Here is a 25,002-nt window from a genome sequence, read left to right on the forward strand (position 1 = left end):
CCGTCGGGTGGCTCACACGGTGTCGCCCGCCGGGAAGATCCCGGAGCCCGGCCCGGTTGGTAGAAGCGTGAACGACACAGGGGTACGCGCGCGTGAGGTCGATGTGGTCGTGGTCGGCGCGGGCCAGGCGGGCCTGTCCAGCGCCTACCACCTGCGGCGTGCCGGTTTCGAGCCCGGGCGGGATTTCGTCGTCCTCGACCACGCGCCGCGGCCGGGTGGAGCCTGGCAGTTCCGGTGGCCGTCACTGACGTTCGGCAAGGTGCACGGGATGCACGAGCTGCCCGGCATGGAGCTGACGGACGCCGACCCGGGGCGCCCCTCCTCCGAGGTCGTCGGTGAGTACTTCGACGCCTACGAGCGCGCCTTCGACCTGCGGGTGCGACGGCCCGTGAAGGTGACGGCGGTCCGGGAGGGGCCCGACGGCCGACTGCTCGTGGAGACGGACGACGGAGCGTGGTCCGCGCGGGCGCTGATCAACGCGACGGGCACCTGGGACCGGCCGTTCTGGCCGCGCTACCCGGGCCAGGAGACTTTCCGCGGACGGCAGTTGCACACGGCGCAGTACCCGGGTCCCGAGGAGTTCGCGGGGCAGCGCGTGGTCGTCGTGGGCGGCGGCGCCTCCGGAACCCAGCATCTGATGGAGATCGCGGCGTACGCCGCCGCCACCACGTGGGTGACCCGGCGCCCTCCGGTCTTCCGGGAGGGACCCTTCACCGAGGAGTTCGGGCGGGCCGCCGTCGCGCTGGTGGACGAACGTGTACGGCAGGGGCTTCCGCCCCGCAGTGTGGTCTCCGTGACCGGGCTGCCGCTGAACGACGCGATCCGGCAGGGGCTGGCCGACGGGGTGCTGAACCGGCGTCCGATGTTCGACCGGATCACCCCGGACGGAGTGGCGTGGGCGGACGGACGGCGGGTGGACGCCGACGTGATCCTCTGGGCGACCGGTTTCCGGGCCGCCATCGACCATCTGGCTCCGCTGCGTCTGCGGGAGCCGGGAGGCGGCATCCGCGTCGAGGGGACGCGGGTGGTCGCCGATCCGCGCGTCCATCTGGTCGGCTACGGGCCGTCCGCGAGCACCATCGGCGCCAACCGGGCCGGACGTGCCGCGGTGCGGGACATCAGGAGGCTGCCGGCGACCTCGCCGGCCAGTGTGTGATGTCCCGTGCACCGGTCCGCGTGACGTGGTCCGGGACGCCCGTCCCCTGCGCCCGATGCGCGGCTCAGTGGGTGGGCGATGCGGTGGGCGATGCGGTGGAGGAGACGGTGGGAGAGGCGCTCTTGCGGCTCTGGTTCCGGTTGAACTCGGCCACGTTGCGCTGGTGCTCCTCGTAACTGGCCGTGAAGCGCGTGTCACCCGGCTTGACCGTGACGAAGTACAGCCAGTCGCCCGCGGGCGGGTTGACAGCGACGCGCATCGCCTCCTCGCCCGGGTTGGCGATCGGCGTGGGCGGCAGTCCCATGCGCTGGTAGGAGTTGTAGGGGCTGTTGAGCCGGGTGTCGTTCTGCGTGGTGTTCAGGGTGGAGCGGTTCAGCGCGTAGTTGAGGGTCGAGTCCATCTGCAGCGGCATGCCGCGGTCCAGACGGTTGAAGACGACCCGGGCCACCTTGCCCATGTCCGCGGTGGTCGCCGCCTCGGACTGGACGATGCTCGCGATGGTGACGGCCTGGTAGACGTTCATCGCGTTGCGCTGGGCGCCCGCGGCGACCGGCGCTCCGTTGAACTTCTTGTTCGCGGTGTCGACCATGAAGGTGAGCAGCGACTCGGGCGTCGACTTCTTGTCGAGCGGATACGTCGCCGGGAAGAGATAGCCCTCAGGATTGCCCTCGGCGTCGTTGGGAAGCTTCAGGTTCGCCTTGGTGAGGGACTTCTTGGTGGTGCCCGCGGGCATCCGCAGGGCCTTGTCGACGGCCGAGTAGACCTGGCCGGAGCGCCAGCCCTCCGGGATGACGAGTGCCTTCGGCGACTCGTCCTGGTCGGTTCCCATGCTGAGCAGCGGCACCGCCACGGCGGTGGCCGCCACGACGGCTCCGGTCGCGATGAGGGCGACCCGGCCCCGGCGCGTCAGTCGAATCGTGCTCCGTGGCGGAGTGTTCATCTGCATAACGGGCACGTTAACCCGCTAATGACCACAAACCCGGCATATCGTCATCTTGTCGGCTCCAGTTGGGCGTCCCGGTGCACGAGGGCGGCGTAGCGCCCGCCCTGAACCAGAAGCTCCTCGTGCGTTCCGCGCTCGACCGCGCGGCCGGCGTCGAGGACCACGATCTGGTCGGCGCCGCGGATCGTGGACAGCCGGTGGGCGATCGTGATCGTGGTGCGGTTGGCCGACAGGGCGTCGATGGCCTCCTGCACGGCGTGCTCCGTACGGGTGTCCAGCGCGCTGGTCGCTTCGTCGAGAACGAGCACGGGCGGGTCCCGCAGGATGGTGCGGGCAATGGCGAGGCGCTGCTTCTCGCCGCCGGAGAAGCGGTGGCCGCGTTCGCCGACGACCGTGTCGTACCCGTCGGGCAGTGCGGCGATGTGGTCGTGGATCTGTGCCGCTCGCGCCGCCGCGTGCAGTTCCTCCTCGGTGGCGTCGGGCTTGGCGAACCGCAGGTTCTCCGCGACCGAGGCGTGGAAGAGGTAGGTCTCCTGGGAGACGACGCCGATCGCGCGGGCCAGGGTGTCGAAGTCGAGGTCACGCACGTCCACCCCGTCCAGCGTCACGCGGCCGCCGGTGACGTCGTACAGCCGCGGCACCAGATAGCTGAGCGTGGACTTGCCGGAGCCGGTCGGTCCGACGACGGCGAGGCTGCCGCCCGCCGGGACGGTGACGTCGATGGCGTCGAGGATCGGGGCGCCCTTGTCGTCGTAGCGGAACTCGACGTCCTCGAAGCGGATCTCCCCCTTGACCTGGTCGAGGTGGACCGGGCGCTCGGGCTCGGTGATGTCGATGGGCAGGTCGAGGTACTCGAAGATGCGCTGGAAGAGCGCCAGCGAGGTCTGGATCTGCACACCGGTGGACAGCAGGCTGACCGTCGGCCGGAACAGGCCCTGCTGGAGCGAGACGAAGGCGACGAGGGTGCCGATCGAGATGGTCGGTCCACCGAGCTGGAGGGCGACGCCCGCGGTCCAGTAGATGAACGCGGGCATGGCGGCCATGACGATGCCGATGACGGACATGCGCCAGCGTCCTGCCATGTTCGACCGCACTTCGAGGTCGACGAGACCCTCGGACTCGTCGGCGAAGGACTTGGTCAGCGAGTCCGACCGGCCCATGGTCCGGCCGAGCAGGATGCCGCTGACGGAGAGCGACTCGGTGACGGTGGCGGCCATCGCCGCCATCTGCTTCTGCCGCTGGGTGGTGATCCGCTTGCGTTCGTTGCCGACGCGGCGGCTGATCCAGACGAACACCGGGAGCAGGAGCAGCGAGACGACGGTCAGGCGCCAGTCCAGGGCGACCATGGCGACGATGGTGGCGATCACGCTGGTGAGGTTCGAGACCAGGGAGGTCGCGGTGGAGGTGACGGTGGCCTGCATGCCGCCGATGTCGTTGGCGATGCGGGACTGGACCTCGCCCGTGCGCGTCCTGGTGAAGAAGGCCAGTGACATGCGCTGGAGCCGGCCGTAGACGGCGGTGCGCAGGTCGTGCATGACGCGCTGGCCGACGGTCGTGGAGATCAGGGTCTGCAGGACGCCGAAGACGCCGCTGAGGACGGCGCTGAGGATCATGCCGAGCGCGAGCAGGCTCAGCAGGCCCGTGCGGCCCTGGGGGATGGCGGTGTCCAGGATCGCCTTGAGCAGGAAGGGGGTGGCGACGGACACGAGGGAGGCGGCGCCGACCAGCAGGCCGACGATCGCGAGGCGGCCCCGGTAGGGGCGGAAGAGGCTCAGGATGCGGCGAACCTGCCGAGGCTGTTCCGTGTCGGCAGGTGACGGGCTCCACGTGATGTGTTCGGGAGGCAATGGACTCCTAGGGAAACGGGAATACGGGAAGCACGGGAGTACGGGGCCCGCGCGGTACGCGTGGACCACGGCTGCACCGTGAGGATCCGGCGACTGACGGAGCCTAGCTCATTGTTACCTATACTCACAATGAACCGCATCCTGATATTGTTCCCGCATGACCACCCCAGATGCCGACGGCCTGCTCGCCGAGCAGCTGCTGCGCCTCACGCGCCGCGTGCACCGCATCCAGAAGCGCCATCTGGAGCAGCGCGAGCTGGGCATCACACCGGCCCAGTCGCGCCTGCTGCGCACCCTCGCGCACTACAGCTCGCCGCCCCGGATGGCCGATCTCGCCGAGCGCCTCGAGGTGGTGCCGCGTGCCGTGACCACCCTGGTCGACGGCCTGGAGGCCGGCGGGAAGGTGCGCCGGGTCCCGGATCCCACCAACCGGCGCGTGATCCGCATCGAGGTCACCGACGAGGGCCGCTCGGCGCTGCGCGAGCTGCGCGCCGCGCGCCGCGGCGCCGCGGAGGAGATCCTGGCTCCGTTGACGGACGAACAGCGTGAGGTGCTCGGCGGGCTGCTGGACACCCTGGTGGACGGAGTGCCGAGGGTCGAGCATCCCTGCTGACGCGGCTCGGCGCCCGAGGCGGGCACCGGAACCGCCGGACGCGGGTGCCGACGCCGGGACGTCTCGGCCGGAGCGTCCCCGCCCGGACGGTACGGCGGGAGCGGTACGGCGGGAGCGGTGCGGCGGGAGCGCTGACGTCGGCGGCGCCGTGAGTCCGTCACGGAGGCCCACACCGGTCGCCCGGTGTCCCCGTGAGGAGTGGTGCCCGATGCCCCTGCTGGAGCCCGACCCCGAGGCCCTGCGCCCCGACGCGCACCCCGAGGCACCCGCTGCCGACCGGGTCCCCGAGGACCGCGCCGGAGGCACACCCGAGCCGCTGCGCGGCGACCTGATCGCCCTGCTCGGCGCCGACAAGGTGCTCACCGGGATCTCCGATCTCGTGCGCTACGCATCGGACGCCAGCCCCTACCGCTTCCTGCCGCGGGTCGTCGTGGTCCCCGAGGACATCGACGACGTCTCGGCCGTGCTCTCGTACGCGCACGGCAAGGGCCGGGAGGTCGTGTTCCGTGCGGCGGGCACCTCGCTCAACGGCCAGGCGCAGGGCGAGGACATCCTCCTCGACGTGCGCCGGCACTGGACCGGCGTCGAGGTCCTCGACGGCGGCGCGCGGGCCCGTATCGCACCGGGCACGACGATCGCCCGCGCCAACGCGGCGCTCGCCCGCCACGGGCGCGTACTCGGCCCCGACCCGGCCAGCGCGGTCGCCTGCACGGTCGGCGGGGTGGTCGCGAACAACGCCTCGGGCATGACAGCGGGGATCCACCGCAACTCCTACCGCACCCTCGCCTCGCTCACGTTCGTCCTGCCGTCGGGGACCGTCGTGGACACGGCCGAGCCCGATGCCGACGAGCAGCTCGCGCACGCCGAACCGGGTCTGTGCACCGGCCTCCTGCGCCTCAAGGCGGAGATCGAGTCCGACACGGCCCTGACGGCCCGCATCCGCGCCAAGTACGCGATCAAGAACACCAACGGCTACCGCCTCGACGCCTTCCTCGACGGCTCCACGCCTGTCGAGATCCTGCGCGGCCTGATGGTCGGCTCGGAGGGCACGTTCGGTTTCATCGCGGAAGTCGTCCTCGACACCCTGCCGCTGGAGCGGCGGGTCACGGCGGGTCTGTTCTTCTTCGGTTCGCTGACCGCCGCGGCCGCCGCCGTCCCCCTGTTCAGCGCTGCGGGCGCCTCGGCCGTGGAACTGATGGACGGCAACACCCTGCGTGCCTCGGTGAGCGTCGAGGGCGTGCCCGGCGACTGGGCGGATCTGCCCGGACCGACGACCGCGCTGCTCGTCGAGTTCCGCGCTCCGGACGAGGCCGCGCAGGAGGCGCACGAGGAGAAGGCGCGCGCGGTGGTCGAGGGGCTGACACTGGTCTCCCCGGTGGCCTCGGTGACGAACTCCCTCACCCGCGACCAGCGGACCGTCGCCGGGTACTGGAAGGCGCGCAAGGCGTTCGTCACGGCGGTCGGCGGGGCGCGCCCGTCCGGTACGACGCTGATCACGGAGGACTTCGCGGTGCCTCCGGAGCGGCTCGCGGAGGCCTGCGAGGCGCTCCTCGACCTCCAGACCCGGCACGGTTTCGACGCCGCGGTCGCGGGCCACGCCGCGCACGGCAATCTGCATTTCCTCCTGGCTTTCGACGCGTCCCGCGAGGACGACGTGGAGCGGTACGCCGCGTTCATGGACGCGTTCTGCCGGCTCACGGTCGAGCGTTTCGACGGCTCACTGAAGGCCGAACACGCCACCGGACGCAACATCGCACCCTTCCTGGAGCTCGAATGGGGGCCGGTGGCGACGGAGTTGATGTGGAGGACGAAGCAACTGATCGACCCGGACGGGGTGCTCGCGCCCCGCGTCGTCCTCGACCGCGACCCCCGGGCACACCTACGGGGCCTCAAGACGATCCCGCGCATCGAGGCGGTCGCCGACCCGTGCATCGAGTGCGGCTTCTGTGAACCGACCTGCCCCAGCCAGGACCTGACGACCACACCGCGCCAACGCATCGTGCTGCGCCGGGAGATGATGCGCCAGCCCGCGGGCTCACCGGTCGAGGACGGCCTCCTGGACGCCTACGGGTACGCCGCCGTGGACACCTGCGCCGGCGACTCGACCTGCAAGCTGGCCTGCCCGGTGGGCATCGACACGGGCGCCCTGATGAAGGACTTCCGCCACGCCCGCCACTCGCCGCGCGAGGAACGCGTGGCGGCGCTGGCCGCCCGCGGTTTCCGTGCGCTCGAAGCCTCGGCGCGGCTGGCCGTCGCCGCCGCGGACCGGGTCCCCGACCGGTGGGTGAACGCCGTGACGCGGGTGGCGCGCAAGGCCGTACGCCCGGACCTCGTCCCCGAGTGGCTGCCCCGGATGCCCGGTGCTGCGCCCGCGACCCTGCCGGCCACCGCCCGGGTGGGGGCCGTCGCCGTCTACTACCCGGCCTGCGTCAACCGCATCTTCGCCAGCCCCGGAGACATGTCGCTCGCGCAGGCCGTCGTCGCGGTCTCCGAACGCGCGGGCCGGCCGGTCTGGATCCCGGACGACGTGTCGGGCACGTGCTGCGCGACGATCTGGCACTCCAAGGGGTACGACACGGGCAACGCCGTCATGGCCAACCGGATCGTCGAGGCCGCCTGGGGCTGGACCGCGGGCGGCCGGCTGCCGCTCGTCGTGGACGCCTCGTCCTGCACACTCGGCATCGCGCGCGAGGTCGTGCCGTATCTGACGCCCGACAACCGGGAGTTGCACGCCGGGCTGACAGTGGTCGACTCCATGGTGTGGGCCGCCGAGGAACTGCTCCCCCACCTCACCGTGCGCCGCACCGTCGGCTCCGCGGTGCTTCATCCGACCTGCTCCATGCGGCACTTGGGCGACGAGGCCCACCTGCGCGCGGTGGCCGAGGCGTGCGCCGAGGAGGTGGTGGTGCCCGACGACGCCGGGTGCTGCGCCTTCGCGGGCGACCGCGGCATGCTCCACCGGGAACTCACCGAGTCGGCCACCCGCGAGGAGGCGGCGTTCGTCGCCTCCCGCACCTTCGACGCGCACCTGTCGGCGAACCGCATGTGCGAGGTGGGGATGGACCACACGACGGGCCGCGGCTACTACTCCGCACTGCTGGAGCTGGAGCGCGCGACCCGTGATCCCGCCGCGCACGAAGGCGGCGCGGCTGCTACGACTTGAGGTCCGCCTTGTCGCCCATCACCACGACCGGGTGCTGGTCGGGGTCGAGCGTGCGCAGCAGGTACTCCATACCGGACTTGGGCAGGCTCACACAGGCCGACGTGCCGCTGCCGTGGTCCAGGTGCAGCCAGATGCCGCCGCCCTTCTCGTCACCCCACGGGCGGGTGCCGTCGTCCGGCGGATTGCCCTTGAGACGGTTGTAGTCGATGGCGATCACGTAGTCGAAGTCGTGCCAGTGCGACTTCGCCCAGTAGTGCGGTGCCTGGAAGTCCTCCGACTGCGCGTACGGCAGCCGGGCGCCCGGGTCGTCGAGCACACCGCCCGCGTCGCTGAGCGTGTACACGCCCACGGGACTGCGCTTGTCGTCCTCGTGGTGGTCGGTCGTCCAGCCCTTCTTCCCGTTGTGCGCGGCCCAGCTGATGGTCTTCTTCCAGTTCTTGCCGGACTTCGTGTAGAGGACGGCGGTGGAGGTCGCCGAGTCCTTGCCCTCGCCGTAGACGGCCAGGACCTGACGGGAGTCGGACGGGATCTTCTTCTGCAGCCGGTCACCCACGTCGGGGATGCGGGTCGGGTCCGCCGGAGGAGCGCTGGTGCGAGCGGCCTTTCCGGCCGATCCCGCGTTCCCTCTCACGCCCTTCGCCCCGCCGTCCGCCGAGCCGCCGCAGGCCGCGAGACCGACGGCCAGGGTCCCGCAGGTCACTGCGGCGAGCCCCGTACGCATCGCACCGTTCATTCGCATGCGGTCCATCCTCGCACCACGTAGCTGACGAATCGTCCTCTCCCGCTCCCCGGCCAGTCGCGGCCGAACAGGCCGGATTCGTGCTCCCGGCCGGAAAATCGTTTGCCTTCCACCACGTTACGACGCGAACCTTTCACGGTTTGTTGCCGGTCTCCGCGACCGGCCGGTTGCCGGAGATCGCCGGCTCCTCCTCCCCCACCTGACACGAGCCACTGGGACGTCATGCAGATTCAAGACCTTCCCTATCCCGACCCGGGTGTGCCGGACGCCCGCTCGGGTCCCCGATTCCTGTGGTGGCTCGGACGGAATCAGCTGGGCGGACAGTTCAAGGCGCTGGCGTGGGGCGTGCTGCACTTCGTGGCCGTCTCGGCTCTGCCGTTCTGTGTGGGTATGGCCGTTCAAGCCGTCATCGACCGCTCCGGCACACGGCTCGCCCTGGCCGGCGGGCTCATGGTGCTGTGCGGCGCCTGTATCGCTCTCGGCGAGACCATGCTGCACCGCACCGCGGTCACCAACTGGATCACCGCGGCCGCGCGCGTCCAGCAGCTGCTGGCCCGCAGGACCGCCCTGCTGGGCTCCGCGTTGACACAGCGCGTCGCGGCGGGCGAGGTGGTCACGGTGTCGACCGGTGACGTCGAGAAGATCGGCTGGTTCGTCGAGGCGGTGTCCCGGTTCACGGCGGCCGCCCTGACGGTGGTGCTGGTCTGCGTCGGCCTGGTCCTCTACCAGCCGGCGCTCGGCGTCATCGTCGCCGTGGGCGTACCGGTCCTCGCCCTCGCCGTGCTGCCCCTCCTGCCACGCGCCACCGGGCGGGCCGACGTCCAGCGGGAGAAGGCGGGCCGCGCCACCGAACTGGCCTCCGACACCGTCGCGGGTCTGCGGGTCCTGCGCGGCATCGGCGGCGAGGAGCTCTTCCTCGACCGCTACCGCCGCGCCTCCCAGGAAGTCCGCCACGCCGCCGTACGCAGCGCCCGTATGTGGTCCCTGATCGCCGCGATCCAGGTGCTCCTCCCCGGCCTGCTGATGATCGCCGTCGTCTGGCGCGGCGTGCTGCTGGCCCGCGACGGGCGGATCGACGTCGGCGAACTCGTCACCGTGTACAGCGCCGTCATGCTGCTCACCTATCCTCTGCGGCACTTCGAGGAGATCGCGATGGCCTGGTCGTTCTCGCGCCCGTCCGCCAAGCGGGCCGCCCGGGTGCTGGCTCTGGACCGCGCCATGGACAGTGACGGCTCACGTGCGGCGCAGGCACCGTCCGGTGATCTGTACGACCCGGTGACCGGGCTGCTCGCTCCGGCCGGCCGGCTGACCGCCGTGGTGTGCGGCGACCCGGACGCGGCGGGTCTGCTCGCCGAGCGGCTCGGCGGCCACCCGTCCGAGCGGACCGCCGAGGTGAGCGTCGACGGTGCCGCGTCGAGCGGCTCGGTGCTCCTCGGGAACGTGCCGCTGGACGAACTGCCCCTGGACTCCGCGCGTACCGCCGTCCTCGTCCAGGACAAGGACCCGGTGCTGCTGTCCGGCTCCCTGCGGGAGCTGCTCGACGTGCCCGCTTCGGGACTCGTCAGCGCCGGTTCGGCGCTGGAGGCCGCGCAGTGCGGTGATGTGCTGGACGCCCTCACCCAGGGCTCGCTGGATGTCGAGGACCCGATGGACGCCCGCATCACCGAACGCGGACGGTCCCTGTCGGGCGGCCAGCGCCAGCGACTCGCGCTGGCCCGGTCGCTGATCACCGACCCGGAGGTGCTCGTCCTGGACGAGCCGACGTCCGCCGTCGACTCGCACACCGAGGCCCGGATCGCCGAGGGGCTGCGGTCCCTGCGGGCCGGGCGGACGACGGTCGTGTTCACCTCCTCGCCCCTGCTCCTCGACCACGCGGACCGGGTGGTCCTCGTCCACGAGGGCCGGGTCGCCGCGGTCGGGGCGCACCGCGAACTGGTGCGCGACGAGCCGCTGTACCGGGCCGTGGTGACCCGGGAGACCGAAGAGGAGGCCGCCACCGAGGTCGCTGCCCGGGCCTCTCTGGGCGATGTGACGCCCGACGACGAAGCCGTCCTGAACGGCGTACTGGAAGAGATCGAGGAGACCGCATGATCGGCGTGGCGCCCCCGGCGTACGACCCGGCCGCTCCGACGACGGCGACCACCCTGCCCGTCGGCGCGCCCGAGACCGTACGCGCCTACGTGACCGAACTGTTCCGGCGTCACCGCACGGCATTCCTCCTGCTGGTGGGTGTCAACACCGTGGCCGTCGTGGCCTCGATGGCCGGGCCCTATCTGCTGGGCGCGGTCGTCGAGCGCGTCACGGACCACACCCGCGACCTTCATCTGGAGCGCACCGCCGCCCTGTTCGTCGCCGCGCTCGTCGTCCAGGCCGTGTTCGTGCGGCAGGTACGACTGCGCGGCGCCATGCTGGGCGAGCGCATGCTGGCCGACCTGCGCGAGGACTTCCTCGTACGGTCGGTCGGACTGCCGCCCGGCGTACTGGAACGCGCCGGGACGGGCGACCTGCTCTCCCGCATCACCACCGACATCGACCGGCTCGCCAACGCCATGCGCGAGGCCGTGCCGCAGCTGGCCATCGGTGTGGTGTGGGCGGCACTGCTGCTCGGCGGACTCACCCTCACGGCACCGGCGCTCGCGCCCGCGGTCCTGATCGCCGTCCCGCTGCTGGTCGTGGCCTGCCGCTGGTACTTCAAGCGGGCACCGGCGGCCTACCGGTCGGAGGCCGCCGGCTACGCCGCCGTCGCGGCCGTCCTCGCGGAGACCGTCGACGCCGGACGCACCGTCGAGTCGCACCGGCTGGGCAGGCGCCGCATCGACCTGTCGGACCGCCGCGTCAAGGAGTGGACGGCGTGGGAGCGGTACACGCTGTGGCTGCGGTCCGTGCTCTTCCCGGTCGTCAACATCACCCATGTGACGGTGCTCTGCTCGGTCCTGATGGTCGGCGGGGTCTTCGCACTCCAGGGCTGGATCGGGGTGGGCCAGCTGACGACGGGCGCGCTCATCGCGCAGATGCTCGTCGACCCGGTGGGCCTGATCCTGCGTTGGTACGACGAGCTTCAGGTCGCTCAGGTCTCCCTCGCCCGCCTGGTCGGCGTTCGGGACATCGAGCCCGCCGCGGGCGATGCCGGCGTGACACCCGACGGACGTGACGTCCACGCGGACGGGGTCCACTTCGGCTACCGAGCCGGCGTGGACGTGCTCCGTGACGTCACGCTGGCGGTCCCGCCCGGGACCCGGGTCGCGCTGGTCGGCCCGTCCGGCGCGGGCAAGTCCACGCTGGGCCGGCTCCTCGCCGGGATCTACGCGCCCCGGGACGGCCGGGTCACACTCGGCGGCGCCGAACTGTCCCGGATGCCCGCAGAGGAGGTCCGCTCGCACGTGGCCCTCGTCAACCAGGAACACCACGTCTTCGTGGGCTCCCTGCGTGACAACCTGCTGCTCGCCGTCCCCTTCTCCCGGCACAGCCCGGCCGATGGGACATCCACGGACGCCTCCGTCGGCGTCGCGGACGGAATCGACGCCGCCGTCGAAACCCGGTTGTGGGCGGCCCTCGGCGCGGTGGACGCCGCCGGCTGGGCCCAGGCACTGGACGAAGGCCTGGACACCGAGGTGGGGTCGGGCGGGTTCGCGCTCACACCCGCCCAGGCCCAGCAGATCGCTCTCGCCCGGCTGGTCCTCGCGGACCCGCACACGCTGGTCCTGGACGAGGCGACCTCGCTGCTGGACCCCCGTGCGGCGCGCCATCTGGAACGCTCGCTGGCCCGGGTCCTGGACGGGCGCACCGTCATCGCGATCGCCCACCGGCTTCACACCGCCCATGACGCGGATGTCATCGCCGTCGTCGAGAACGGCAGGATCAGCGAGCTGGGCAGTCACGACCAGCTGGTCGCGGCGGACGGCGCCTACGCGGCTCTCTGGCGGTCCTGGCACGGGTGAGCCGGCGACGGGCCGGCCTGGGGCGGGCAGCCCCAGGCCGGCCGGGGACTGCCCGCCCGAGCCGCTGGTGAGCTGCCTCGGGGTGCCTTCGGGCGCTCCGCCGACTGCACCCCACCGCTTGGCGGAGCAGGCCGCAGGGGTGTGAGTCGGCCACATCTGTGCACAGCACGGAGGACAACGGTCAGGGCCGCCCGGGCGGCCCTGTGAGGGGCGGCCTTCCTGGCGCCGGCGGCCCGGGCAGTCGGCGTTCCGTTTCTCGACGGGAGCGGGACCCCACCTGCCGTCGAGGCCCTCTTCCGACATGGTCCTGACCCTGCCGACGACCCGTGCGGCGCGGCTGGTCCGCCCCTGTGGCGTTGCGCGGTGGCGAAGGGGGGTGGAAGGCTGGATGTGGACACCCGCTCGGGGGACCCCCGGGAACCACCCGGTTCGCGTGGGGCGACAGCAGTGTCCCGGTGCCCGCGCGCCCGTCGTCGTTTTAGGCGGAGCCGGTCCCGTCCGCACCCCCTGGAGGTACTCGTGGACAGCGCCGACGGTTGGGGAGACAAGGTCTACCAGCCCGACGGATCCGAGGTACAGGACGACGCTGGGCTGCTCGACGCGGAGGACACCCTCATCACCGACGGCGTCGACGACCCCCTGGACCGCGGCTGGTCCCCGCCGGAGCGGCCCTGGGCGGTGGAGCACCAAGGTGTGACCGCGTCGGAGGCCGTCGCGGGCGAGACCCTGGAGGAGCGCCTCGCGGAGGAGCTGCCCGACGTCGCCGCGTCCGACGGTGACGGCATCGGCGACTGCGAGGGCACCGACGGCGAGCCCCTCGACGACGAGGTGGGCGACCGTCGCTCCGGCCGTCTGGTGGCACCGGACGAGGGGGCGCACGAGGATGAGGAGAGCGGGCTCATCGCGACCGACATCGGCATCGACGGCGCCGCGGCCTCGGCCGAGGAGGCCGCCATGCACATCGTCGACGAGGACTCCGTGTCCGGCTGACCGACGCCCGGCCCAGGTCACTCCCCCGAAGGAGCATCCATGCAGCAGGACAAGCAGCCCGACTACCACCAGGTGGTCTTCCGCGACCGGAGTGCCGGTTTCGCCTTCCTCACCCGCTCCACCGCCACGAGCGAGCGCACCATCGAGTGGGACGACGGGGAGACCTACCCGGTCGTCGACGTGGAGATCTCCTCGGAGAGCCACCCGTTCTACACGGGCAAGGCACGCACCGTGGACTCCGAGGGCCGCGTCGCCCAGTTCGAGCGTCGGTACGGAGGCGGCGGACAGGGATCCGACGGAGCCGGGAGCGCCTGAGCCGCCGGAGCCGTGCCTGCCGCCTGAGGGAGTCCGGCTCAGATGAAGTTCATCGCGGCCGCGCACCCCACGCCGCCCAGCAGCATGAAGGCGGGCATCAGCACCTTGAGCTCGACCCAGCTGCCGGCGCGGAATCGCATCACCTTGGGCGGCCCGATCGGGTACCAGCGCTTTCGGCCGATCGGAATGGGCCACAGGATCGGGCACCCGGACACCGTCAGCGCGTCCCCGATGTCGTGCACCAGCGCGCCGAGGACGATCGGCAGACCGAGCCACAGGTACCCCTGGCCGGGCGAGGTGAACAGCCAGTGCGCGCCATTGCCCGGCTCGTCCAGTATCCCGGCGAGGATCCACGCGCTCGTCGCGGCGAGGAGCCAGACCAGCACGTCGCTGCTGGATCCGCGTGCGGCCCTCCACAGCAGGCCCTCGATGGCGAGCACCATGTGCACGAAGAGGAGGGCGAGGACCGCCCAGCGGCCGCCGGTGATCGCCAGCACGGAGGCGCCCGCGCCTATGAGTACCGCCCACAGCCAGGTGTGCGTCAGTGTGCGGTGGCCGCCGGAGCGCCGGGGGTCGCCCTGCTTCCGGGTCCCCTTGTAGGCGGCGTACGACAACTTGTCGACGATCTCGCACAGGCCCCGCGAGACGGGTCCGAAGGCGCGAGAGATGGTGGCGGCCTTGTGGTCGAGGTCCGGGGCGAGCGCGGCACCCGCGCAGATCAGCGCGCCGACCAGGAGGACCGGCCAGGGCATCGTGTGACCGGCCGCGGCGGCGGCCGCTCCGACGCCGAGCCAGGCCGCGGCTCCCGACAGTGAGTGTGCTGGTCCCATCATGGCCGTTCCCCGCCCCATTCCTCTTGTGCCGCTGCTCAGTTGCCCCTGCGCGCTGACGCGTCGTCGGCGCCACAGCGTAGCGTTCGTGATCATCGGGCCGGCATCCGATTCCCCCATAGCGTGGGTCGACAGGCAAGATGGGGGCGTGACCCTCATCGATCAGCTGCCGCAGACCGCAGACCCCGACGCCCTTTACGAAGCCTTCGAGTCGTGGGCCGGGGAACGCGGTCTCACGCTCTACCCCCATCAGGAGGAGGCGCTGATCGAGGTGGTCTCGGGGGCGAACGTGATCGTCTCCACGCCCACCGGGTCGGGCAAGAGCATGATCGCCGCGGGTGCGCACTTCGCCGCGCTCGCCCGGGACGAGGTCACGTTCTACACGGCGCCGATCAAGGCGCTGGTCTCGGAGAAGTTCTTCGAGCTGTGCAAGATCTTCGGTACCGAGAACGTCGGCATGCTCACCGGTGACGCGTCCGTGAACGCCGACGCCCCCGTCATCTGCTGCACCGCCGAGGTGCTCGCGTCGATCGCCCTGCGGGACGGCAAGCAGGCCGACGTGGGCCAGGTCGTCATGGACGAGTTCCACTTCTACGCCGAGGGCGACCGCGGCTGGGCGTGGCAGATCCCGATCCTGGAACTCCCCCAGGCGCAGTTCATCCTGATGTCGGCGACGCTCGGTGACGTCTCGATGTTCGAGAAGGACCTCACGCGCCGCACCGGGCGTCCCACCTCCGTGGTCCGCTCCGCGATCCGGCCGGTCCCGCTCTCCTACGAGTACGTGCTCACTCCGCTGACGGAGACCCTCACCGACCTCCTCGCCACGAAGCAGGCCCCGGTCTACATCGTGCACTTCACGCAGGCGCAGGCCGTGGAGCGGGCGCAGGCGCTGATGAGCATCAACATGTGCACGCGCGAGGAGAAGGACCAGATCGCCGCGCTGATCGGCAACTTCCGCTTCACCACCAAGTTCGGCCAGAACCTCTCCCGCTACGTGCGGCACGGCATCGGTGTGCACCACGCAGGCATGCTGCCCAAGTACCGGCGCCTGGTGGAGAAGCTGGCGCAGGCAGGTCTCCTGAAGGTCATCTGTGGCACCGACACCCTCGGCGTGGGCGTCAACGTCCCCATCCGCACGGTGCTGTTCACCGCGCTGACCAAGTACGACGGCACCCGGGTGCGCACGCTGCGGGCTCGCGAGTTCCACCAGATCGCCGGACGTGCCGGCCGGGCGGGCTTCGACACGGCGGGCTTCGTCGTCGCGCAGGCGCCGGAGCACGTCATCGAGAACGAGAAGTCGCTCGCGAAGGCGGGCGACGACCCGAAGAAGCGCCGCAAGGTGGTGCGCAAGAAGGCTCCAGAGGGCTTCGTCGGCTGGACGGACAGCACCTTCGAGAGGCTCATCGGCTCGGATCCCGAGCCGCTGACCTCGCGCTTCCGCGTGACGCACACGATGCTGCTGTCGGTGATCGCCCGGCCCGGCAACGCCTTCGATGCCATGCGCCATCTGCTGGAGGACAACCACGAGCCGCGCAAGCAGCAACTGCGGCACATCCGGCGGGCGATCGCGATCTACCGCTCGCTCCTCGACGGCGGCATCGTCGAGAAGCTCGACGAGCCCGACCCGACCGGCCGCATCGTGCGGCTCACGGTCGATCTCCAGCAGGACTTCGCGCTCAACCAGCCCCTGTCGACGTTCGCGCTCGCCGCGTTCGACCTGCTGGACCCCGAGTCGCCCTCCTACGCTCTCGACATGGTGTCGGTCGTGGAGTCCACGCTGGACGATCCCCGGCAGATCCTCGCGGCGCAGCAGAACAAGGCCCGTGGCGAGGCCGTGGCCGCGATGAAGGCCGACGGCGTCGAGTACGAGGAGCGCATGGAGCGGCTCCAGGACGTGTCGTACCCCAAGCCGATGGAGGAACTGCTCTTCCACGCGTACAACCTGTACCGGCAGAGCCACCCGTGGGTCGGTGACCATCCGCTGTCGCCGAAGTCCATCATCCGCGACATGTACGAACGGGCCATGACCTTCACGGAGTTCGTGTCCTTCTACGAACTCGCGCGCACCGAGGGCATCGTGCTGCGCTACCTGGCGAGTGCCTACAAGGCGCTCGAGCACACCGTCCCGGACGATCTGAAGTCCGAGGACCTGGAGGACCTGATCGCCTGGCTGGGCGAGATGGTGCGCCAGGTCGACTCCAGCCTCCTCGACGAGTGGGAGCAGCTCGCCAATCCCGAGGTGATGACGGCGGAGGAGGCCCAGGAGAAGGCGGACCAGGTCAAGCCGGTCACGGCGAACTCGCGCGCTTTCCGCGTCCTCGTCCGCAACGCGATGTTCCGCAGGGTCGAGCTCGCGGCTCTCGACCACGTCAACGAACTCGGCGAGCTGGATGCCGACGCCGGCTGGGACGCCGACGCGTGGGGCGACGCGATGGACAAGTACTGGGACGAGTACGAGGACCTCGGCACGGGTCCGGACGCTCGTGGCCCGAAGCTGCTGTCGATCGTCGAGGAGCCGCAGAACGGTCTGTGGCGTGTCCGGCAGACCTTCGCCGACCCGAACGGCGATCACGACTGGGGCATCAGCGCGGAGGTCGACCTGGTGGCCTCCGACGCGGAGGGCCGTGCCATCGTCAAGGTCACCGACGTCGGCCAGCTGTGAGCACGGGAGAGAACCACCGATGACGAATCCTGCCGAGAGGCTCGTCGACCTGCTCGACCTGGAGCAGATCGAGGTGAACATCTTCCGGGGCCGCAGCCCGCAGGAGTCCCTCCAGCGGGTCTTCGGCGGACAGGTGGCGGGCCAGGCGCTGGTGGCCGCCGGCCGCACGACCGAGGGCGACCGGCCGGTGCACTCGCTGCACGCGTACTTCCTGCGCCCGGGCCGGCCGGGCGTCCCGATCGTGTACCAGGTCGAACGGGTGCGGGACGGGCGGTCGTTCACGACTCGCCGGGTCACCGCGGTGCAGCAGGGCCGCACGATCTTCAATCTCACCGCCTCCTTTCACAAGCCTGAGGAAGGGAGCTTCGAGCACCAGTTGCCGCCGGCCCGCGAGGTGCCGGACCCGGAGTCCCTGCCCACGGTGTCGCAGGAGATCAAGGAGCATCTGGGCGCTCTGCCCGAAGCGTTGGAGCGCATGGCGCGGCGTCAGCCGTTCGACATCCGCTATGTGGACCGGCTGCGCTGGACGCCCGAGGAGACGAAGGGCGCCGAGCCGCGCAGCGCGGTGTGGATGCGTGCCGTCGGACCGCTGGGCGACGACCCGCTCGTGCACACCTGTGCTCTCACCTACGCGAGCGACATGACCCTCCTGGACGCCGTCCGGATCCCGGTGGAACCGCTGTGGGGTCCGCGCGGCTTCGACATGGCGTCGCTGGATCACGCCATGTGGTTCCACCGGCCGTTCCGTGCGGACGAGTGGTTCCTGTACGACCAGGAGTCCCCCATCGCGACGGGTGGTCGCGGGCTGGCCCGGGGCCGCATCTACGACCAGGAGGGGCACCTGCTCGTCTCGGTCGTGCAGGAAGGCCTGTTCAGGGCGCTGTAGGCAGGCCCGTGTCCGCATTCCTGCGGCGCAGCCACCCGAGCAGCCTCCGAGAGCGAGCAGTGTCCGGCGCGTCGATGTTGTTCGTGCGGGCAGGTGCCGGTGGCCTGTCTCGGGGTGCGGACGGCATCGATGGGGCCGAGGGCACCGCGGGTCGGGGCGCGGGCCGGTCCTCCCTCGCTTCGGAGAGGGTCTGGCGCAGGTCTGCCCGGAGCCAGCCGATCTCGTCGGGATCGTCCGCCGTCATGATGCGCTCGGCGATCCGCGCCGAGGGCGAGTCCGGAGCCGCGCCCGCGACCCGGTCGGGCCGGAGACGCTTGAGGTACGCCCGCTCGTAGGGGTCTTTCACGACCTCGGCGACCTGAACGGGGTCGAGCAGCGACGCCACGACGGCAGTCCGAGCCCAGGGATCCTCGGACTGCCGGAGCTGGAAGCCCAGGTGCCGTCCGCGCCAGTTGCGAGACCGGAGATCGACGCCTTCTTCGAGCTGAGCGCGGAGGACTTCGGGCGTCCGGCCCTTCATCAGCGGCGCGTGCTTCTCGTCCGCGGCGAACTGCCGCAACTCCTCGGCTAGATACAGCCAGACGACGGCCCGGTAGCGGTTGAGGTAGAACTTCACGGGGACCACGAGGCCCAGACGGGCGAGGCGCGTGAATCGGGTGGTCGTCATACCCATCAGCGCGGCGCCCTCTGTGGTGCCGACCGCCTTCACCCGCTCGTGCAGCGTCTCCGGGAAGCCGGCCTCGGAACGCAGCCGGTCGATCTCGGCGCGGGTGACCCGGCGTCCACCACCTCCCTCGTCAGGGGCGGTGCGCACGCAACCGAGGTGCACGGCCAGGTCGAACTCTCCGCGCCTCAGCTCCAGTTCTCGTGCGGCGCGGCTGAGCGAAATGGTGACGGACTGGGTGATGGTGCTGCTGCCGGTCATGACGGTTCTCCCCGGTGGAGTCGGATGCTCGCGCCGTGTGCGCTCGCTTCGGGAAAAACCGTATCCGGCCCGACGGACATCGCGACGAGCCTGTGGAAAACTCTGACCGCGACGGCGTATCAGCAGGTCAGAGGTCTGTCGCGGGCCTGCCGCCCGGCAGTCGCACCTCCACGCCGAGGTGCTCGCCGACCCGGTTCACCAGCAACGTCATCTCGTACGCGACCTGGCCGATGTCGGCCTCCGCGCCGCTGAGGACACACAGGCAACTGCCCGCGCCGGCCGCGGTGACGAAGAGCACGGCGTCGTCGAACTCGACCATCGTCTGCCGCACTTGTCCGGCACCGAAGTGGCGGCCGGAGCCCTTGGCCAGGCTGTGCAGTCCGGACGAGACGGCCGCCAGGTGCTCGGCGTCCTCGCGCCGCAGCCCCGTGCTCGCGCCGGTCACCAGCCCGTCGTTCGAGAGCACGAGGGCGTGCCGGACGTGCTCGACGCGCTGGGTGAGGTCGTCCAGCAGCCAGCCAAGTCCCGTGTTCTGTGCCATGATCCGGTCTCCCCGTGTGTCGTTTCCCCCCGACCGGAGGATTCGCCCAGCAAGCCTTCCCCACAGCCGCCCTCCGGGCAAGGAGGATGGACGGCATGGCAGAGAAGATGACCGACGAGCAGGGGCGAGCGTTCGTCTCGCAGGGAACCCGCACGGGAAAGCTGTCCACCGTCCGGGCCGACGGCAGTCCGCACGTGGCGCCGATCTGGTTCGTGCTGGACGGTGACGACCTGGTGTTCAACACGGCGAAGGACAGCGTGAAAGGAAGGAACCTGGCGCGGGACGGCCGGGTCGCCCTGTGCGTGGACGACGACCGGCCGCCCTTCGCCTTCGTGGTGCTGGAGGGCACGGCGGTGTTGTCGGAGGACATCGACGATCTGCGGCACTGGGCCGCCCGGATCGGCGGCCGCTACATGGGCGAGGACCGCGCCGAGGAGTTCGGCAAGCGCAACGGCGTACCTGGTGAACTGCTCGTCCGCTTGCGGATCGAGAAGGTCCTGGCCTTCGCCGCTGTGGCCGACTGACCGGTCACGACCGGCCGACAGCCCAGCGGCCTCAGCCGACGGAGTCGAGGAGCCGGGCGGTGTGGACCCGCCCGGCGTACTCGACGAGCCGGATCAGCACCTCCTTGCCGGAGTCGCGATCACGGGCGTCGCAGAGCACGACCGGAGTGCCCCGGTCGAGGTCGAGGGCGCGGGACACGTCCTGAGCCCCGTACGCGCGCGCGTCGGCGAAGCAGTTGACGGCCACCACGAACGGGATGTGCCGGTGCTCGAAGTAGTCCACCGCCGGGAAGCAGTCCTCCAGCCGTCGGGTGTCCGCGAGGACGACAGCGCCGAGAGCGCCCGTCGACAACTCGTCCCACAGGAACCAGAAGCGGTCCTGGCCCGGTGTCCCGAACAGGTAGAGCGACAGACCCGACCTGATGGTGATGCGTCCGAAGTCCATGGCGACGGTCGTGGTGACCTTCTGGTCCACTCCGCCGGTGTCATCCACCGACTGTCCGGCCTCGCTCAGCAGTTCCTCGGTGCGCAGCGGCCGGATCTCGCTGACCGCGCCCACCAGGGTGGTCTTTCCCACGCCGAATCCGCCGGCGACCAGTATCTTCAACGCCAGGGCGGACGTGTCGCCACCCGAGGCGTCGGAGTTCTCGGAGACCATCGATCACTTCTCTCGGGAGTGCCGACCACCGTCGACGTCGGTACATCTGGGTCATCTAGAGCGCCCTCAGTCCCTCGATCACCTCGCGGAGGATGCGCTCGTCGGGCAGTTGTGCGGGCGGTACGGGGCGGCTGACCGTGACGCAGCTGCGTTCCAGCAGGTCTCCCAGGAGCACCCTGACCACGCCCAGGGGGAGATCGGCGTCGGCGGCCAGTTCGGCGACGGACTGGGTTTCGGTACGGCACAGTTCGATCAGGGTCCGGTGTTCCGGTCCCAGCGACGTGTCGTCGTCGATCCCGGGGGCGCCCTCGTCGAGCGAGACCAGGGCGATCAGGTCGAAGTGCACTCCGGTGGGGCCCGACTGGGTGCGGCCGCCCGTCATGGCGTAGGGACGGACGAGAGGCCCCGCCTCCTGGTCGTACCACTGGCTCCCGGGCTGCGGCGGAGCGCCCGGCGTGTCCTCGGTCATCTGCGTCGGCCGTCCTCGGTCAGCCCGCGACGGGCGGCTGTGTGGCGGCGCGCGGCGGAGTGTGGAGATGCTCGCCGACCCGTTTGACCAGGAGGGCCATCTCGTACGCCACGAGGCCGACGTCCGCGGTGACCGCGGTCAGGACGGCGAGGCACGACCCGTCTCCCGCCGCGGCCACGAAGAGGAAGCCCTCGTCCATCTCCACCATCGTCTGGCGTACCCCGCCGACCCCGAAGTGGCGTCCCGCCCCCTTCGCCAGGCTGTGGAATCCGGAGGCGACGGCGGCGAGATGTTCGGCGTCCTCGCGCCGCAGACCGGTGGACGCGCCCACCGCCAGGCCGTCGTTCGACAGCACCACGGCGTGCCTCACGTCGGCCACGCGCAGCACCATGTCGTCCAGCAGCCAGTCGAGTTCACCGGATGGCTGGGCGGATCTCGTGCTCGGATCCTGGATCATGCGGAGTCTCCTTCGCTGCTGTCGCCGCCCGCTTCGACGTCGGGGGTCGCGGGGTCGCCGGGTGACCTGCCGCCGCCGCGTACCCAGCCGTCCCGGTAGGCGGTCATCCGCGCGCGTACACGTTCGGGTGTGCGTTCGTCGTCCGCCTCGGACGGCGGTGTCTCCGCCGGCTCCGCGGCGCGCTGTCCGCGCAGTTGAGGCGCCAGATGTGCCTGCCGTACACGCCGTGGGAGTTCCTCGGAGGTCTCGGTGTCGTCGACCGAGCGCAGCCTGAGTGTCGCGACCCGGGGCGGCGGGGTCTCCCGCGAGCCGTTCACGGGGCCTTCGGGTACGGCCGCCACGGGAGGGACCAGTGCGGGTCGTTCGGCGGCCGCTCGGACGGCGTCCTGCTCCGGGGCCGACGCCACGCGCGCGTACTCCCGTTCCACCGGCCTGTCGGCTTCGGCCTGTTTGGTGGAACGTTCCCTCGGACCGCCGTCCAGGAGAGCGGTGGGCAGCAGGACCACCGCGGTGGTGCCTCCGTAGGGCGAGGTCCGCAGCTGGACCTTGATGTCGTGCCGGGCCGAGAGCCTGCTGACGACGAAGAGGCCGAGCCGGTCGCTGTCGAACAGGTCGAGTGCCTCGGACTGCTCGATGCGGTGGTTGGCCTGGGCCAGGGTCTCCTTGCCCATGCCGAGCCCCCGGTCCTCGACCTCGATCACGTAGCCGTTGCCGACGGGTTCGCCGGTGATCCGGACACGGGTGTGGGGCGGCGAGAACTGAGCGGCGTTCTCCACGACCTCCGCGAGGAGGTGGGTGAGGTCGGCGACCGCTGTGCCGATCACCGCCGCGTCGGGGAGCTGGCGCACCTCCACGCGCGCATAGTCCTCGACTTCGGAGACCGCCGCCCTGACGACGTCGGTCAGCGAGACGGGCATCCGCCAGGCGCGGCCGGGCGCGGCTCCGGAGAGGATGATCAGGCTCTCCGCGTGACGTCTCATCCTGGTGGTGAGGTGGTCGAGCCGGAACAGGTCGCTCAGTTCGTCGGGGTCTTCCGACCTGCGCTCCATGGCGTCCAGGAGATTCAGCTGGCGGTGTACGAGCACCTGGCTGCGCCGGGCGAGGTTGACGAAGACTCCGGAGATCCCGCCGGCCAGTTCCGCGCGTTCGACGGCGGCGCGCAGAGCGGCTCGATGCACGGTGTTGAGCGCTTCGGCGACCTGCCCCGTCTCGTCGTCAGAGGGCTTTCCGAGGGGCGCTTCGGCGCGCACGTCGACCGCTTCGCCCGCCCGTAGCCGGCGCATGGCCTCGGGAAGCTTCCTGCGCGCGATGTCCAGGGCGCTGTCGCGCAGGCTGACCAGTTCGACGACGAGGTCGCGGCCGATGCGTACGGAGATGATCAAGGAAGCGATGCCCGCGGCGAGCCCGAAGAGGACCGCTGCGCCGGCGGGCGTGAACAGCGCACGTCCGAACGGGTCCGCCCCGTCCGCGACGGCTGCTTCCGTCACGATCGTCCGCATACCGTCCTGCACACGCGAGTGAGCGATGTCCCAGGCCGATTCCGGCGCGGCCTCGACGGCCTTGGTACCCGGGCGGGCGGCGAGCACCTTGTCCTCCACGGTGCGCACGTCCAGGTAGGCGGTCCCCTGCGCCAGGTCCTTCCAGGCCGCGCGTTCGGGTCCTCGCAGGTCCACCATCGCGGCATCGGTCAGCGCGCGGCGGATGCCGACCGCGCCCGTGAACAGACGGAGCCGCTCGCCGTCGAGGCTTCCGGCGAGCCGGGCCCCGCGGAGGACGGCGTCCTCCTGGGCGAGGGCTTCCCCGGCCCGGGAGAACTCGAGCAGCACGCGCGCGTCGGAGCTCATCGCCGCGTCGTGGACACCGGAGAGCGCGCCGTCGACCCCGAGGGCGGTCGCGATGGCCTTCGTGTAGCGGCCGTAGGCCTCGTCCCAGCCGGTGTGCCGGTCCAGCACGGACGTGCGGAGCGACCTCAGATTCCCCGCGTCGGTGACGAAGTCGTCGAGCCGTTCGGCGGCTCCCGCGGGGAGGTCGGCGCCGTCGGCGACCGTGTGATTGTCGCCGAGGCGGAGCTTCGCGACGGCACGGTCGGTCTGCCCGGAGAGATTCCTGAACTCGCTCGACTGCGAGGTGGCGGGGTCGGTCGCGTAGCTGACGGCCGCCGCACGTTCCGCCTGGAGCGCGGCGACCGCGGCGTCGACAGGTGCCCGGACGGTGGCGTCCACGCGTTGCAGCTGCCGCAGGCGTGCGACGTCCTGGGCGGTGCTCACGGTGGCGAACGCCCACAGCGCGAGCAGCGAGACGACCGGCACCATCAGCAGGCTGACGACCTTGGCGCGGACGGTGCGGGGCCGGAGGTGCCAACCCTCAGCGGGCGGGCGGGTCTGTTTCACGTCCTCGGCGGCGGATCCGTCGAACGCGGGGCGCTCATCTGCCGGCGGACCCGCGTGGGCTCGGCGGCCCCGGGCCCGGGGTGGCGGCTGGGCACCGGTTGTCGTGGTTCTGCGGGGTGTACGCATGGCCTCCTCGATCGGAGAGTTCGGGGCGGCCCTTCGCGGCCGGAAGCTGCCGGGCCCGCCGCTAGCGGGCGATGCTCTCGACCGGCCGCCGGGCCGACGCGGACACCTCGCGGCCTTCGGACATCGGGGAGAGTGCGACGAAGGCCGCGGTCAGGAAGAGGTAGGACCCGAGGCCGACGGCCAGAGGGAAGATGAACTGCATCGCCGTCGCGCCGGGCAGGGCGCCTGCGGAGGGGCGGACGCGAACGCTCACCGCCATCATTCCGGTGTAGTGCATGCTGCTCACCGCGCCGCCCATGACGAGGGAGGCGGCGGTGACCGCGACGGGCGACCTGATGGAGAGCGCCGCCCACAGGGCTGCGGTCGCGGCCAACACCGCCAGCAGGACGGAGAGTCCGACGAGTGCGGGGTCGTAGTGCACCTGGCCGTGCAGGCGCAGGGCCGCCATGCCGAGGTAGTGCATGCTCGCGACGCCGAGCCCGGTGGTGAGCCCGCCGATGACGAACGCGCGGCGCCGGTCGCGTCCGTATCCGACGGCGAAGAGTCCGACGCCCACGAACGCCATGGCGACGAGCAGGCTCAGGACGGTCAGCGGCACGTTGTAGCGGATCTCCGTGCCGGTGACGCCGAAGCCCAGCATCGCCACGAAGTGCATCGTCCAGATACCGGTGCCGATCGCGGAGGCCGCGGCGAGGAGCCAGTTGCGGCGCGACGAGCCGGTGGATCCGAGCGCGCGGACCGCGCAGCGCAGGCCGAGGGCGGCGCCGATGGAGGCCATCACGTACGACAGCACGGGGGTCAGCCAGCCGAAGGCGGCGTGGTCCAGGTGTCCCATGACCCAGGGACGCTAG

General features: G+C 71.2%; 21 protein-coding genes. 10 read left to right on the forward strand and 11 right to left on the reverse strand.

Annotated elements, in window-relative coordinates; translation table 11 throughout:
• The first annotated feature begins 67 nt into the window (after nucleotides 1–67).
• Nucleotides 68–1,156: an NAD(P)-binding domain-containing protein gene (locus ACIRQH_RS17345; RefSeq protein ID WP_404226464.1), complete on the forward strand. Its 1,089-nt coding sequence runs from the start codon at nucleotides 68–70 to the stop codon at nucleotides 1,154–1,156.
• A gap of 64 nt (nucleotides 1,157–1,220) precedes the next feature.
• Here the strand turns inward: ACIRQH_RS17345 and mltG are convergent, their stop codons facing one another.
• Nucleotides 1,221–2,102, reverse strand: a complete 882-nt coding sequence (gene mltG / locus ACIRQH_RS17350) for an endolytic transglycosylase MltG (protein ID WP_388933637.1) — start codon at nucleotides 2,100–2,102, stop codon at nucleotides 1,221–1,223.
• Between the two features lie 44 nt (nucleotides 2,103–2,146).
• The gene (locus ACIRQH_RS17355) at nucleotides 2,147–3,946 is read right to left on the reverse strand and encodes an ABC transporter ATP-binding protein (protein ID WP_358816722.1); all 1,800 of its coding nucleotides are present in this window, start codon (nucleotides 3,944–3,946) and stop codon (nucleotides 2,147–2,149) included.
• Between the two features lie 157 nt (nucleotides 3,947–4,103).
• Between ACIRQH_RS17355 and ACIRQH_RS17360 the strand changes: the two genes are divergently transcribed.
• Nucleotides 4,104–4,559 (forward strand): MarR family transcriptional regulator, encoded by a 456-nt coding sequence (locus ACIRQH_RS17360; protein WP_358816723.1) that lies wholly within the window; start codon nucleotides 4,104–4,106, stop codon nucleotides 4,557–4,559.
• 208 nt (nucleotides 4,560–4,767) lie between these two features.
• The gene (locus ACIRQH_RS17365; RefSeq protein ID WP_404226466.1) at nucleotides 4,768–7,722 is read left to right on the forward strand and encodes an FAD-binding and (Fe-S)-binding domain-containing protein; all 2,955 of its coding nucleotides are present in this window, start codon (nucleotides 4,768–4,770) and stop codon (nucleotides 7,720–7,722) included.
• On the opposite strand, the gene ACIRQH_RS17370 is transcribed toward ACIRQH_RS17365, so the two are convergent.
• A complete protein-coding gene (locus ACIRQH_RS17370; protein ID WP_404226468.1) occupies nucleotides 7,712–8,470 on the reverse strand; it encodes a L,D-transpeptidase family protein in 759 nt (252 codons plus the stop codon). The two genes, ACIRQH_RS17365 and ACIRQH_RS17370, sit on opposite strands and share 11 nt — an antisense overlap.
• Nucleotides 8,471–8,683: 213 nt before the next feature.
• On the opposite strand from ACIRQH_RS17370, the gene ACIRQH_RS17375 reads away from it, so the two are divergent.
• The 4 genes from ACIRQH_RS17375 (at nucleotide 8,684) to ACIRQH_RS17390 (ending at nucleotide 13,704) form a co-directional block, all read left to right on the forward strand.
• Nucleotides 8,684–10,552 (forward strand): ABC transporter transmembrane domain-containing protein, encoded by a 1,869-nt coding sequence (locus ACIRQH_RS17375; protein WP_404226470.1) that lies wholly within the window; start codon nucleotides 8,684–8,686, stop codon nucleotides 10,550–10,552.
• Entirely contained in the window at nucleotides 10,549–12,399 is a 1,851-nt protein-coding gene (locus tag ACIRQH_RS17380) for an ABC transporter ATP-binding protein (protein ID WP_404226472.1), read from the forward strand. Before ACIRQH_RS17375 ends, ACIRQH_RS17380 begins: the two co-directional genes overlap by 4 nt.
• A 519-nt stretch (nucleotides 12,400–12,918) precedes the next feature.
• The gene (locus tag ACIRQH_RS17385) at nucleotides 12,919–13,389 is read left to right on the forward strand and encodes a DUF5709 domain-containing protein (protein WP_358816726.1); all 471 of its coding nucleotides are present in this window, start codon (nucleotides 12,919–12,921) and stop codon (nucleotides 13,387–13,389) included.
• A 39-nt stretch (nucleotides 13,390–13,428) separates the two neighbouring features.
• Nucleotides 13,429–13,704, forward strand: a complete 276-nt coding sequence (locus ACIRQH_RS17390) for a type B 50S ribosomal protein L31 (protein ID WP_358816727.1) — start codon at nucleotides 13,429–13,431, stop codon at nucleotides 13,702–13,704.
• A gap of 38 nt (nucleotides 13,705–13,742) precedes the next feature.
• Here the strand turns inward: ACIRQH_RS17390 and ACIRQH_RS17395 are convergent, their stop codons facing one another.
• A complete protein-coding gene (locus ACIRQH_RS17395; RefSeq protein WP_358816728.1) occupies nucleotides 13,743–14,537 on the reverse strand; it encodes a metal-dependent hydrolase in 795 nt (264 codons plus the stop codon).
• Between the two features lie 145 nt (nucleotides 14,538–14,682).
• Between ACIRQH_RS17395 and ACIRQH_RS17400 the strand changes: the two genes are divergently transcribed.
• Nucleotides 14,683–17,196 (forward strand): DEAD/DEAH box helicase, encoded by a 2,514-nt coding sequence (locus ACIRQH_RS17400; protein WP_388933651.1) that lies wholly within the window; start codon nucleotides 14,683–14,685, stop codon nucleotides 17,194–17,196.
• A 19-nt stretch (nucleotides 17,197–17,215) separates the two neighbouring features.
• On the forward strand, nucleotides 17,216–18,082 hold the full coding sequence (locus tag ACIRQH_RS17405) for an acyl-CoA thioesterase II (RefSeq protein WP_164374524.1): 867 nt from the start codon (nucleotides 17,216–17,218) through the stop codon (nucleotides 18,080–18,082).
• Here ACIRQH_RS17405 and ACIRQH_RS17410 read toward each other — a convergent pair.
• Nucleotides 18,069–19,007, reverse strand: a complete 939-nt coding sequence (locus tag ACIRQH_RS17410) for a DUF6397 family protein (protein ID WP_404226474.1) — start codon at nucleotides 19,005–19,007, stop codon at nucleotides 18,069–18,071. The two genes, ACIRQH_RS17405 and ACIRQH_RS17410, sit on opposite strands and share 14 nt — an antisense overlap.
• 127 nt (nucleotides 19,008–19,134) lie before the next feature.
• On the reverse strand, nucleotides 19,135–19,548 hold the full coding sequence (locus tag ACIRQH_RS17415; RefSeq protein WP_358816731.1) for a roadblock/LC7 domain-containing protein: 414 nt from the start codon (nucleotides 19,546–19,548) through the stop codon (nucleotides 19,135–19,137).
• A 95-nt stretch (nucleotides 19,549–19,643) separates the two neighbouring features.
• On the opposite strand from ACIRQH_RS17415, the gene ACIRQH_RS17420 reads away from it, so the two are divergent.
• Nucleotides 19,644–20,072 carry a PPOX class F420-dependent oxidoreductase gene (locus ACIRQH_RS17420; RefSeq protein ID WP_404226476.1) on the forward strand — a complete coding sequence of 143 codons (429 nt, stop codon included), beginning with the start codon at nucleotides 19,644–19,646 and terminating at the stop codon, nucleotides 20,070–20,072.
• 31 nt (nucleotides 20,073–20,103) lie between these two features.
• Here ACIRQH_RS17420 and ACIRQH_RS17425 read toward each other — a convergent pair whose 3' ends face one another.
• The 5 genes from ACIRQH_RS17425 to ACIRQH_RS17445 all read right to left on the reverse strand — a co-directional run bounded on the left by ACIRQH_RS17425 (nucleotide 20,104) and on the right by ACIRQH_RS17445 (nucleotide 24,986).
• Nucleotides 20,104–20,709: an ATP/GTP-binding protein gene (locus tag ACIRQH_RS17425; protein ID WP_081222999.1), complete on the reverse strand. Its 606-nt coding sequence runs from the start codon at nucleotides 20,707–20,709 to the stop codon at nucleotides 20,104–20,106.
• Nucleotides 20,710–20,764: 55 nt separating this feature from the next.
• Nucleotides 20,765–21,178, reverse strand: a complete 414-nt coding sequence (locus tag ACIRQH_RS17430) for a DUF742 domain-containing protein (RefSeq protein WP_358816733.1) — start codon at nucleotides 21,176–21,178, stop codon at nucleotides 20,765–20,767.
• Nucleotides 21,179–21,197: 19 nt separating this feature from the next.
• Nucleotides 21,198–21,635 carry a roadblock/LC7 domain-containing protein gene (locus ACIRQH_RS17435; protein ID WP_358816734.1) on the reverse strand — a complete coding sequence of 146 codons (438 nt, stop codon included), beginning with the start codon at nucleotides 21,633–21,635 and terminating at the stop codon, nucleotides 21,198–21,200.
• Entirely contained in the window at nucleotides 21,632–24,151 is a 2,520-nt protein-coding gene (locus ACIRQH_RS17440) for a nitrate- and nitrite sensing domain-containing protein (RefSeq protein ID WP_388870549.1), read from the reverse strand. The genes ACIRQH_RS17435 and ACIRQH_RS17440 overlap by 4 nt, the downstream gene beginning before the upstream one ends.
• 61 nt (nucleotides 24,152–24,212) lie before the next feature.
• Nucleotides 24,213–24,986 (reverse strand): MHYT domain-containing protein, encoded by a 774-nt coding sequence (locus tag ACIRQH_RS17445; RefSeq protein WP_358816736.1) that lies wholly within the window; start codon nucleotides 24,984–24,986, stop codon nucleotides 24,213–24,215.
• Between the last annotated feature and the right edge of the window lie 16 nt (nucleotides 24,987–25,002).

The sequence above is a fragment of the Streptomyces sp. NPDC102279 genome, assembly GCF_044766365.1.
Taxonomy (GTDB): Bacteria; Actinomycetota; Actinomycetes; order Streptomycetales; family Streptomycetaceae; genus Streptomyces.